Genomic DNA, 11774 nt, shown 5'->3' with positions numbered 1-11774 from the left:
CAGGGGGTGACGCACCATGGCGAAAGCGGCCATCATCATCGGCGTGGGTAGATACCAGGAACTCACTCACCTGGAAGGTGCCCTCAACAGCGCGCGCGAGATGGCTCGCTGGTTCGACGGCGAAGGCTACGAGGTTCATCGATTCATCGATCAGCCCGTGCCCGAGGCGCCGGTCGAATCCATCGAGGCCGAGGCGCTCAGGAAGTGCGTGCGGAGTCTGACCCTGCGTGGGGATGTCGAACAGCTCGTGATCTTCTTCGCGGGACACGGAGTGGTCCTCAATCCGCAGAAAGGGTCCGATCTCTGGCTGCTGTCGAATTGTGTCGACAATCCCAACGAGGCAGTCGAGGTGGATTACTACCAGGGATGGGCACAGTACTGCGGAATCCAACACGTCGTACTGATCTCCGATGCCTGCCGCGTCCTCCCGGACGGACGCTTTCGTAACGGCCTCAACGGCTTCAATATCTTCCCGAAGGGAACGGAAGGACAGGGCGGATCTGCTGCCGTGGACCGGTTCTACGCCGTCATGCTCGGCAAGGTCGCGTACGAAATACCGGCACGGGGCGGCGAACCGGCCTTCGGTATATTCTCCCGAGCCTTCCTGGACGCCCTGAACGGCAGACTCACCGACGCTCTCGAATTCGGCGAGAACGGCGAGGCAGACGATCTCTTCATCACCACGCACGGCGTGCGGCGCGCCATCGGGGAGCGGATGGAAAGCCTGTCCGCCGAGCTCCACATCAATTCCCAGACACCGTGGTGCGAGGTCACCTCCATCTTCCCGCCCTGCCGGCTCGCCCGCCTGCCCTCTCCTGCCCGGGTAAAGGTCACGATCAAAGTCGCCCGCATACCCTCGTCACCGGGAGCGTTTCTCGTCAGGAATGCCGGGGAGCAGGAGATCGCCCGCGTCGACGCCGAAACACCATCGCAGACCGTGCAATTGCCCCGGAAGGCCAGGTTCACTCTGGATGACGACGGTGAATGGAAACTACGCTCGGCGGACAAGGAAAAGGTGCACACCGCCAAGCTGGATACCGAGATCCGGGTGAACCACCTGAGCGGGATCCGCGGACCGCATCCGCTCGCCTCACGGAACGTCGTCACCCGATTCGCGCCACCGCACCGCGGTACACCCACCGCGCCCTACGACGGGGAGTTCGTGGTCGAGACCATGGACCTCGAGACCGGCCTGTCGGTAGCCGACCTGATCCGGCTGACCGCGGGTTCACCACCACCGCCGGTGAACAAGAAGATACCCGCGCGGCGCCGGGACGAGTGGGACATCCCCGCGATCCTGAATCCGGCTCGCGACGGACTCGCCGAGCGCACAGGTTTGTGCGTCAAGTACGGCCCAGGGAAACGACCCGCCGAGGTGGAGGCGTACCTGCCGGGCGGCGCCCGTCCTGCCAGGATCTCCGGCTCGGGACCGGCGCGATGGGAAACCCCGGCGGAGCCCACGGCGGCAATCATTCGAACCGGTTCGGGTCCCGAAGCCGCCTGGCTGTTGTCCGCGGTCTTCCCCGACTACGTGACGCTGCATCTCGTGAACGACCAGGGCTGCGACATGGTGCTCCACCTTCCCCTCGGCGACGAGTCCGCCAAACCCTGGGTCACGGAAGAAACCCGGATCCTCACGGAATACGCCGTGGGTGTCTTCAACGGATGGGAACAGGTGGCCACCGACCCGGATTCCCCGGTGGCGCGTTTCCTGCAGGACGAGGCGATACCACCGAACCCGACGCTGGCCGTCTCCGCCGCCTACGCACTGTCCCGCGCGCGCGAGCGGACCGCCATCCGCCGCCTGGTCGATCGTTGCGCCGAACAGGGCTGGGTTCCGTACGACTTGGTACTGCTCGCAGACCATCCGCCCCTCGCCGACCACGTGTCGGTCACCCCGGCGTACCCGCTGATGCGGGCCGGCTGGCTGAACCACGCAACGACGAGCGGTCCGCCCCCGGGGCCCGGTCTGCCGGAGGCACTGCGGTGGGTCACCTGGAGCTCCGCGTCCTGCGCGGCCACACCGCCCGACCTTCCCGAACTCCTGTGGGGGATCACGCCATGACCCGACTCGTCTTCGTGCACGGACGCGCCCAGCAGGGAAAGAACCGTGACGAACTGCTGCGACTGTGGGTGGACGCGCTGGCCGAGGGGCTGGGCGCACCGATCGTGCCGCCCTTCGTGGGGACGGCGACGATGCCCTACTACGGGGACGCCCTGGCGGACTGGGTCACCCGCGAGTCGCCCAAGCTCGTGACGTACGGCGGGGCCGCGGCTGACGGCGGAGCACCGGGCGAACGCGCTCGCGGCCAGGAATTCTCCGCGCTCGCCGAGGGGTTGATCCGCGAGATGGGGACCGACTACCCCCTCACCTACCAGGAGGTGGCCGCCGAACTCCCCGACGGGGAGGTTGTGCCCAAGGGCCCCGCCAACTGGGCCTGGGTACAGGCGACGCTGGCCGCGCTGGACCGGAAAGTACCTGCCGCCGGTCGGACGGCGCTGTGTTTCGTCGCCGACGTCGAGGCATACCTCAAGGCCCCCCATGTGGGCCGGGACATCCGGCAGATCGTCTCGGAGCCCCTGCGGCAAGCCGTGACGGACCGGGAACGGGTCGTCGTGGTCGCACATTCCCTCGGATCCGTGGTGGCCTACGAGGTGCTGCGCGATCTGGGCACGACCATCGAGGTGCCGCTGTTCGTCACGGTCGGCTCGGCCCTCGGTTTCGCAACCGTCCAACGCCACATACGACCACCCGCGCTCGCCCGGCCGGCCGGGGTCGCCCATTGGGTCAACGTGTACGACCCGCGGGATCCGGTGACGCTGCGTCCGCCGGATCGATCCACCGGGTTCCCCGGGGTCGACCGGCACGTGGGGATCGTGAATCCGGAGCGGGATCCACATGACATCGTCGGATACCTGGGACATCCCGGAGTCGCTTTGATCGTCGGCCGACACCTCGGGGAAGAGGCATGACGGCAGGGCCGCGCAATGGCGCCTGCGGATCCGGCGAGCATCGGCCCCCCGACCGCACCGTGGCGGGCCGGGAGGGGCCGCGTCGGGGCTACTTCGCCGGGTCGACCGCGAACGTGCGGGCCAGGTCGTCACCGTCACCGCGTCAGGCGAAGTCGGCGCGGTGGTCGGCGACCCACTCGGCGTACGTGCGGGCGGGGCGTCCGGTGAGTTGCTCGACCGTGTCGTTCACCTGGGCGGGCCTGCCGACGGTGGCTGCCATCAGGTCGAACAGGGCGTTGACGAACGGAGCGTCGAGGAATCGGCTCATCTGCTCGCGTACCGGGGCGTCGTCGAGTTCCTCGAAAACCAGCAGGCGGCCCAGCACCTCGCCGAGTATGCGCACCTGCTCGGCCTGAGTGAGGGATGCGGGGCCGGTGACGTCGTGGATCCGTCCGCTGTGACCGTCTCCGGTCAGCACGGCCGCGGCCGCGTCGGCGACGTCGCGCTCGTGGATCACGGAGGCGGCGGCACCGGCGTACGGGGCACGGACGACATCGGAATCCTTGAGCTGCATGGCGAAGCTCAGCGTGTTGACGGCCGGGAACAACAGGCGCAGGAACGTCCATTCGAGGCCGCTCGCGACGGCGGCCCGCTCGACGCCCGCGTGGTACGCGGCGATCACATCGGGTTGCGCATCCGCGCCGTCGACCACCGCCCCGGAGGACAGGAACACGACGCGCCCGACCCCGGCGTCGACCGCTTCGGCGAGCAGGGCACGTGGATCCATCCCGTACGGCAGGACGAGGAAGATCGTCGCCACCCCGTCGAGGGCCCGCCGCAGCGATGCGGCGTCGGTGAGGTCACCTCGCACGACATCGACCCCGGCCGGCAGGCCGGCGTTCTCCGGGGTCCGGGACAACGCCCGGACCTTGGCACCGGTGGCCGCGAGCGCCTCCACGGTTTCCCGCCCGAAATGCGCGGTTGCTCCAACGGTCAGGATCATGACGTCTCCTACTGAAACTCGCTTGCTCGGTCGAAACCACCGTAGGCACGCATGCGGAACGTGGCGTTCCTATATCGCATCCTTCAGGAAGCCTCGGTGGGCAACACGCCGGGGGCGCGTCCGGTGGGCAACATGCGCACCGCACGATCGAAAGCCGAATCCCGGTGGTTGGCGAACTCGTCCTCGGTGAAGACCGGTTCGAGCACGTTCGGCGGGATGCCGGTGCCGTCGAAGGTGCGGCCGTCACGGGTGCGGAACACCTCGTTGGGCACACCCGCCTGCCATCCGTTGGGCAGTCGGCGCTGCATGACGTCGGAGAAGACGCCCTGGGTGGCCTCACCGATGCGGATCGTCGAACCGGCCCGGCCCATCATCGCCTGCACGAAGGTCTCGCCCGCGCTGACCGTGGAGCCACCGGTCAGGATGGCGACGGGCCCGGTGTAGCGGGTGGTTTCGGGGTTGGGACGCACCTCGATCGGCTGCGGGCGAGTGAATCTGCTCGGGTCGCGCGGGTCGTTGCGGGCCTGTTTCACGTAGGCGAGGTACGGGCGGTCGCTCAGCCGGGCGGCCAGTCGCAGCCCGAGGTTGTCCATTCCACCGTCGTTGACCCGTACGTCGATGATCAACCCGCGCAGCCGGTCCAGTCGATCCGGCGTCAGGAAGGCGTCCAGGGCGCGGTCGAGTTCGGCGCTGTCGGTGAGGTAGCTCGGCGGGCGGTCGGGCAGATAGGCCATGAACGCGTTGATCCGCAGATAGCCCTGCCCGTCGGGCAGATCGGCGTAGGCGACACGGCCGTTCGCGTACTGGGTCAGCGGCCGCCCGCCGAGGTCGCGTTCGACGATGTAGGCCCGGACCCGCCGGTCGAAATCGGCGGTGGGTGCGGTGGTGCCGGGACGCGTCTCGGTGAAGTATCGGTCCGGTCCGGCCGTGAGATCCACGTGCGCGTCGTCGAGCGGATCGATCATGTCCCGCATGATCGCGAAGAGTTGGTCCTCCGTGGTGTTCGGCCCCACCCGTGGACGATACCGATCGCGCATCGCGTGCCAGTCGACACCCTTGGCCGCGAAGAACGGATAGTTCTCTTGGTACGACTGCCAGAAGGTGTCGAAGGCGGCCACGGGTCCGGATGCGGGTGGGCGGGTACAGGTCCGCGGCAGAGCGCTGATCCGGTGCAACTCCCGGTGTCCGGGAGCGTGCGTGAAACGGAGTTCGGCCCGGTTCGGACGCCGGGCCGGCCGAACACCGACGACCATGCCGTCCGTCGAGTCGTACATCGTCTCCCCCCGCTCGGTACCGGAGCGCCGCGCACTGGGTCCGGGCAGGCAACCGACCGAAGTGGTCTGATATTGGCGCAGCGTGCCGTCCCGGATCGCCACGATCATGCCGTATCCGTCGGCGCGCCACACGTCGTCCGGAGCGGACGATCGGGCCGCGCCGCTCTCGGCGGACGCGGTGGCCCCGGCGGTTGCCACCAGCAACGAGGCCACCGCCAACGTCGTACCCACACTGCGAAGCCTGCTCATCTCGGTCGGTCCCCTTTCACCGGCCGGCACTCGGCGCTCGGCCGAGCCGCCACCGGCAAGTCTCGCGTCGACAACGGACGCGACCACGATCGCGCCCGCGACCGGTCGCGGGGCATCCGGGCACCACCAGGATCGAGGGTGGGCTTATCCCCACGCTCGGGCGCCGAGTTCGACCGGGCTCATGGGAACTCGGCCGAGACATACGGACGGCAAGGACGCCTGTTCGTCTACCGCGCCACCGGATCCGGGGTCGCGTCGTGACGATTCAGGACGCCTTTCGTTTCCCCCGGGGGCGTGCGGTGTCGCCTGCGTCGCGGACGGCGTCCTCAAGTTGGTCGCGGGTCATCCGGGACCGGCCGGGAACGTCGAGATCGGCGGCTCTGCGGGCCAGTTCGGTCTTGGTGAGCGCGGACAGGTCCTCGGTCCGCCTCGCCGCCGAGCCGCCCTTCCGACTCTTCTCCCCCGTCCCGGGCCGGGACTTCCCGCCGGCCGGAGTGTCCTTCTTCCCGCGTGGCCGGATCGTCCCAGCGCGACGCCCGGAGGTGCTCGCGGCGTCGCTCTTGCGCTTCCCCGTTCCGGTGCGACCACCGCGTTTCCCGCCGGCGGAGTCGACGCTGCGGCGCAGGGCCTCCATGAGGTCGACCACGTTGGTCGGTTCGGGGGCCTCCTCGGCGGCGACCATCTCGCGGCCTTGGCGTTTGCTTTCCAGGAGTTCCTCGACGCGTTCGCGGTAGGTGTCGTGGTATTCGTCGGGGCGCCACGGCGCGGCCATCGCCTCGACGAGTTGTTCGGCCATCGCGAGTTCGCGGTCCTTGAACGCGGTCTTCTTCGGAAGGTGGTCGAGTTCGGTGGCGGGGTCGCGGATCTCGTCGGCGAAGTGGAGTGTCTCCAGGGTCAGGACCCGGCCCTGGGCGCGCAGCGCGGTCAGGTACTGGCGGCCGCGCATCACGAACAGGGCGATGCCGGCACGGTTCGTACGTTCGAGGGTTTGCAGGAGCAGGGCGTAGACGCGTTCGTACTCGGGTTTGGTGGGGGCGAGGTAGTAGGTCTTGTCGAAGTGGATGGGATCGATGTCGGCGAGGTCGACGAAGGCGGTGACGTCGATGGTGCGGGAGCGGCCCGGGGCGATGTCGGCGAGTTCGTCCGGCTCGACGGTGAGGTAGTGGCCGTCGCCGGTGTCGTAGCCCTTGACGATGTCGGCGTAGTCGACCTCCTTGCCGGTGCGCTCGTTCACCCGCTGGTTGCGGACCCGGTCGGCGGTGCCGCGCTGAAGCTGATGGAAATGGATCGTGTGGTCCTCGGTCGCGGAGAACAACCCGACCGGGACGGTGACCAACCCGAAGTTGATCACCCCCGTCCACATCGCACGCGCCATGTCCGTACCTCCTGTCGCCGAACGGGTCGGCGGACGCCGACCGGCCGAAACGGCGGGACCACCGGCCATCGGCACGGCCGACCGATCGCCCGACCGACCAGTCGCGTGACGACGCATGCCCCGATGCGATCGACCCGTCCGACCACCCGCACTGGCCCCACTTACCCCTTTTATTAGTTTTTGTCGCACTCAGGAGTCGACACTTCCGCCCTGGCGTCCGCTGCCGTCAAGGCCGCGCCGGGGTCGCGCGTGTCGCCGGGACTCGGGGACGTCGGGGCCGCCGGGCAGGCCGGAGGCAGATCGCACAGGCCGCGTTGTCCGCGCTCGCCGTGGAGATCCACCCGTGTCACGCGAGAGGACGAGGCCACGCCCGGCAAAAGCCGCGTGAACACCGGGACGGCAGCGCGTGTTCGGCTGGTACCCGTGTTCGGGGCGCTGCTCCACCGGTGCCACCGGCTCGGCCGCGCGGGCCTCGAACCGCCGGCGCGCGGCCATGATGCCGTGCACGTGCGCGATCGACCAGTCGGTGATCGCCGTGGTCAACACGCCTGCGGCGGCGCCGACTTCGGTCAGCGAGTACTCGACGCGGTCGCGGCGTACCGGATGGGATCGGCGTACGACTCGACGGGCCACGAGGCGCGGGCTCTGAGACCGCCGACCCGGGTCCCCAGGGGCGACGGGAGGCCCGTCGGATCGCCGCGAAGGTTCGCTCGGCGGGCGCAGAGGTCGGCAACACCCGCAAGGCCGTCACCGTCGCCTTCGCCGTCGCCGAGGACGCCGTCGTCGTTGCTCGGAGTGCTCGGGCGTACGGCAAGAGCCATGACGAGGCCGCACCCGGCCCCGGACCGGGACTGCTCCGGCACCCGGAGACCGATGGCGCGGTGGACGGGCCACCGGCGGCCGCGTCACCCTTCTCCCCCCGGGCTCCCGCATCGGGGTACGCCGCGTCTCGCATGGGCGACACCTCACGGGGTAGACGCTGGTCCCCTGGTTGTGAAGGAGTCACGATGCCCGACTTCGCTTCCCTGCGCGGACGGGTCGGGGCCCGCCCACCGTCCCCAACCCCCGTTCCGGCCCGGCCGGCGGGCGCGGGGCGCTCGCAGGTGATCACACTCGGGGTCGAAGAGGAATATCTGCTGCTGAACCCCGCCGACGGGGAGCCGGTCGCCCGGGCGGAGGCGGTTCGTGCGGCGAGCGATCTTCAGCCCGCGCTTCGCGACGGCGAGGTACAGCCGGAGATGCTTCAGGTCCAGGTGGAGGTCGCGACCCCGGTATGCGAGAGCCTGGACGAGGTCGGCGAGCACCTGCTGCGGATGCGTCGGGCGGTGTCCGCCGCCGCCGAGCAGAACGGGTGCATGCTCGCGGCCTGCGGCGCGGCGCCGTTCGCCTGCGACGGGCAGGTCTCGGTGACGGCACGGCCGCGATATCGATCCCTGTACGTCGATGCCCCGCAATTGGTCGACGAGCAGTTGATCAACGGCATGCACGTCCACGTGCGCATCCCCGACCGCGGTGCGGGGGTCGCCGTGATCAATCGGCTGCGGCCGTGGTTGCCGCTCCTGGTCGCGATGTCCGCGAACTCCCCCCTGTGGCACGGCGACGACACCGGCTTCGCCAGTTGGCGCACCGTCGTCTTCGGCCGCTGGTCCGTCAGCGGCATCCCACCGTTGTTCGCCGACGCCACCGACTACGACCACCGCGTGGATGACCTCCTGGACGTCGGGGCATTGCGGGATCGCGCCGCGATCTACTGGCAGGCCCGCCTCTCGGAGCGGTATCCCACCGTCGAGATCCGAGCGATGGACGTCCAGCTACGGGTGGACGACGCGGTGCTGCTCGCCGGGATCGTACGCGCGTTGATCACGACGGCCATCGCCGAGGACCGAGCCGGCGCCGCTCTGTCCTCCCCCGCCCCCGAATTGCTGGCCTCGGCCCAATGGCACGCGGCGCGATACGGCCTGGGCGACAGGCTCATCGATCCGCGGATCCCCCGTAGTGTGCGAGCCGCCGACCTGGTCGGCCGGCTGATGGACCATGTCGGGGCGGCTCTCGAGGCCGCCGGCGACGGACCGCGCGTAACCGCCTTGGTGGACCGACTGCTCACCGAGGGAACCGGCGCCGCACGACAACGCGCTGCCATGCACCGCGGCGGCCCCGAAGCCCTTCTGGGCATGCTCGCCACCGAAACGACCGCGGCCCCACGAAGCGAGCGACAGGGACAACCGCCCCGGCGAAACGCGCAGCCGCGCCTTGGACGAGGCGGCTCGGGCGGACGGTGAAGCGAATCCACGGCTCGCATCATTCGCTCAGGGCGCGTGTGCCGCAGCCGCCTTCGGGCGTCCGGGCAGCCGTCTCGCCCCGGTCCGGCGTTCGGGTCGCCACGTGGCCACCAGCGCGACGGCGAGCAGGAGTTCGGCGATGTCCCCGCCGTAGTACATGATCTCCGCGCCCTGCCGCACCCGGTCGATGGGCGCGTGGATGTCCACGAGGAATCCGCCGTACATGGCTTGTGCGATCGAGGCGTGCACCGCGATCGCTATGCCCAGGTACACCAGCCGGGCCCGCACTCCGGGCCGCGCGGGCGCGGGATCGGGGCCGGCGATGGCGTAGGCGAACAGGCATCCGGAGGCCAGAAAGTGGGCGTTCATCAGCCAGTGCCCCGCGGGGTGGCCCATGGCGGTGTTGTACAGCGGCGTGAAGTACAGCAGCCCCAGCGTGCCGGTGCTCAGCAGCAGGGCGACCGCCGGGTGGGCCGGCACCCGGGCGGGCCGGCTGTGCAGCAGGGCCGTCACCCGCCGGGCGTGGGTGGGTGGTAGGGCGCGCAGCGCGAGCGTGATCGGCGCGGCCAGTACCAGTGCGATCGGCGCGTACATACCGATGAGCATGTGCTGAGCCATGTGCCCGCGAAAATCGGTGTGCGCGGCGGGCCCCAGCGGTGGCAGCAGTGCGACGGCGACCAGGGCGATCCCGGCGAGGAACGAGACCGTCCGCCAGGGGTGCCGACCCTGGGCCGGGTTGCGGCGCCGGGCGCGGCGCGCGGCGAGCAGATAACCGCCCGCGACGGCGAGCAGGACCACGGCGATCGGCACCTCCGAGGGCAGGCCGCCGCCACCGCCGCCACCGTGATGATGCATGGGGTGTGTGCCGTCCATCAGGTGCGGCCTCCGGCCCGTTCGGCGCTGCGGGAAGCCTCGGGGTCGAACGGCCGGCCGCTGCGCCGGAGGAGGTGACCGCCGATCACCATGAGCCCGCCCAGGGCGAGAAACCCGGCGTCCCACCATGCCTGGTGGGGACCGCCGTGGACGTGGTGGATGCCCAGGATCTGGTGATCCAGGATGCCCTCGACCAGGTTGAACAGGCCCCAGCCGACGATGATCCAGCCCCACAGGACGCGCGAGGCCCACACCGCCCGCCGGTTGTGCGTGACTCGCGAGTAGAGGATGGCCAGCCCCAGCAGGACGGCGATCCAGCACACGGTGTGGAAGATCCCGTCCCACACCGTGTTCATCTCCAGCCCGGACACCGTTCTCGGGTTGTAGTACTTCACCCCGATGCGGTCGTGGTCGGTACTGGTGAGCATGTGATGCCACTGGAGGAGTTGATGGAGCGCGATGCCGTCGACGAACCCGCCGAGGCCGACCCCGAGGACGATTCCCGGCAACTGGAGACTGTTCGACGCCGTGTTGCTCGCCCGGGTGTTGCCCGCCGTGCCGGCCATCATCCGTTCTCCCCACCTGTCGACTGTGCGAACGGCCTGCCTCCCGCGTCGCCCCTTGCTCCCGCGACGCGGTTCCCGCCTGCTCCACCGCGAACACGTGTCCGCCGTATCCTCGGAGCGGACGCCGTGGGAGGCCATGTCGCAAGCGTCCGTCTCTCCCGTGGATTCGAGGAGTAGCGCCTCGGTGGCCGACCGTTCCCAGCGTTACCCGCCGAACCGCCCGGCAAGCATCAGCTATGGAATGGCACGCCGTCGGTAGGACGATCGCAGTTCGCGGCCGGCCGACCTGCCTTGGATATCGCGGATGCGGCGAATACCGCCTGGAAACCGAAGGCCCGCACCCCGTCGTCGGCCTGTGCACAACCTGACCGGACGCGAACAGTCGGCCTCGCGCCCCGCGAGGCGACGAGCCGACTGTTCGCGTCCCGCGCCCGTCGGCCCGACCGACGACCGGCCGCCATGGGCGTGGGCGTGAACGGGTTCAGGCCGGCGGCGGGCCCTGAATACGAATCAGCGAGACGAGCCGGGCGTCCTCGTCGACGTGGTAGGCGGCGATGCAGCCGGCGAGGAGCACGTGGCGGAAGTCGCCTCCGGTGATCGGGATCGAGTCCAGGCGGTACGGATCCTCGGCAAGCCGCCCCAGTTCCGCGTCGAAGCGTCTGCGTGTCTCGGACGGCAGGGCATGCAGGCTGGACTGTGCGTCCTCGGCGAACCACATCCGAAAGCTCATCCTCGGGCCTCCTTGCCGGGTTCGTGCAGCCCCACGAAGCCCGACCCGTTGCCGGTTTCGAGTCCTGCGAGCAACGCCTCGTCCTCCCGGACCGCCTCCGCCGGCAGACCCCATCGCGCCGCCACCAGCGGTACGTGCGCAAGCGGTACCGATCCCACGGCGCGGTCGAATTCCTCGCGCCGGTCCTCGGGCAATGCCTCCCGGATACCGTCGAGCGTCCCGGGAAGGTCCACGAACCGCCCGCCGACGCGTGTGTGCAACAGCCTCGCGTCCTCCGCCTGCATGTCCACTTCCTCGATCGATCGACGTGCTGTCGTCCACCCGATTCCCGGTCGGCCATCCGGCTCCCTCAGCCGCGTGATGGCGTGCTCACGGTGTCGGATTCGCCCGCTACCCGGCGCCCGCCGACGAGGGTGCAACCGCACACCTTTTCCCATCCTCAGCCCTGCCCAATCTGTGATCGTGGTCATATC

General features: G+C 69.7%; 10 protein-coding genes. 3 read left to right on the top strand and 7 right to left on the bottom strand.

Annotated elements, in window-relative coordinates:
• Positions 1–16: 16 nt before the first annotated feature.
• Together A3IC_RS0119215 and A3IC_RS0119210 are read left to right on the top strand one after the other, a co-directional pair.
• Positions 17–2065 (top strand): caspase family protein, encoded by a 2049-nt coding sequence (locus A3IC_RS0119215; RefSeq protein ID WP_020551677.1) that lies wholly within the window; start codon positions 17–19, stop codon positions 2063–2065.
• Positions 2062–2973 carry a hypothetical protein gene (locus A3IC_RS0119210; protein WP_020551676.1) on the top strand — a complete coding sequence of 304 codons (912 nt, stop codon included), beginning with the start codon at positions 2062–2064 and terminating at the stop codon, positions 2971–2973. Before A3IC_RS0119215 ends, A3IC_RS0119210 begins: the two co-directional genes overlap by 4 nt.
• A 142-nt stretch (positions 2974–3115) precedes the next feature.
• Here A3IC_RS0119210 and A3IC_RS0119205 read toward each other — a convergent pair whose 3' ends face one another.
• The 3 genes from A3IC_RS0119205 to ku form a co-directional block, all read right to left on the bottom strand.
• The gene (locus A3IC_RS0119205) at positions 3116–3955 is read right to left on the bottom strand and encodes an NmrA family NAD(P)-binding protein (protein WP_020551675.1); all 840 of its coding nucleotides are present in this window, start codon (positions 3953–3955) and stop codon (positions 3116–3118) included.
• Between the two features lie 83 nt (positions 3956–4038).
• The gene (locus A3IC_RS55295) at positions 4039–5478 is read right to left on the bottom strand and encodes a S41 family peptidase (RefSeq protein WP_052173596.1); all 1440 of its coding nucleotides are present in this window, start codon (positions 5476–5478) and stop codon (positions 4039–4041) included.
• 265 nt (positions 5479–5743) lie between these two features.
• Positions 5744–6853: a non-homologous end joining protein Ku gene (gene ku, locus A3IC_RS0119195; RefSeq protein WP_020551673.1), complete on the bottom strand. Its 1110-nt coding sequence runs from the start codon at positions 6851–6853 to the stop codon at positions 5744–5746.
• A 1103-nt stretch (positions 6854–7956) separates the two neighbouring features.
• Here ku and A3IC_RS0119185 point away from each other — a divergent pair.
• Positions 7957–9132, top strand: a complete 1176-nt coding sequence (locus A3IC_RS0119185; RefSeq protein ID WP_020551671.1) for a carboxylate-amine ligase — start codon at positions 7957–7959, stop codon at positions 9130–9132.
• Between the two features lie 27 nt (positions 9133–9159).
• Here A3IC_RS0119185 and A3IC_RS55290 read toward each other — a convergent pair whose 3' ends face one another.
• The 4 genes from A3IC_RS55290 to A3IC_RS0119165 all read right to left on the bottom strand — a co-directional run bounded on the left by A3IC_RS55290 (position 9160) and on the right by A3IC_RS0119165 (position 11585).
• Positions 9160–10005 (bottom strand): cytochrome c oxidase assembly protein, encoded by an 846-nt coding sequence (locus A3IC_RS55290; RefSeq protein ID WP_020551670.1) that lies wholly within the window; start codon positions 10003–10005, stop codon positions 9160–9162.
• Positions 10005–10571 carry a DUF2243 domain-containing protein gene (locus A3IC_RS0119175; protein ID WP_026218451.1) on the bottom strand — a complete coding sequence of 189 codons (567 nt, stop codon included), beginning with the start codon at positions 10569–10571 and terminating at the stop codon, positions 10005–10007. The genes A3IC_RS55290 and A3IC_RS0119175 overlap by 1 nt, the downstream gene beginning before the upstream one ends.
• A 481-nt stretch (positions 10572–11052) precedes the next feature.
• Positions 11053–11301, bottom strand: coding sequence for a type II toxin-antitoxin system RelE family toxin (locus tag A3IC_RS55285; RefSeq protein WP_158696006.1), 249 nt, complete (start codon positions 11299–11301; stop codon positions 11053–11055).
• Positions 11298–11585 carry a hypothetical protein gene (locus A3IC_RS0119165; protein WP_040876858.1) on the bottom strand — a complete coding sequence of 96 codons (288 nt, stop codon included), beginning with the start codon at positions 11583–11585 and terminating at the stop codon, positions 11298–11300. The genes A3IC_RS55285 and A3IC_RS0119165 overlap by 4 nt, the downstream gene beginning before the upstream one ends.
• Positions 11586–11774 lie beyond the last annotated feature (189 nt).

The organism is Embleya scabrispora DSM 41855 (genome assembly GCF_000372745.1).
Classification (GTDB): Bacteria; Actinomycetota; Actinomycetes; order Streptomycetales; family Streptomycetaceae; genus Embleya; species Embleya scabrispora.
The sequence above is the reverse complement of the archived record's forward strand: the minus strand, read 5'-3'. Positions and strand labels throughout refer to the sequence as shown.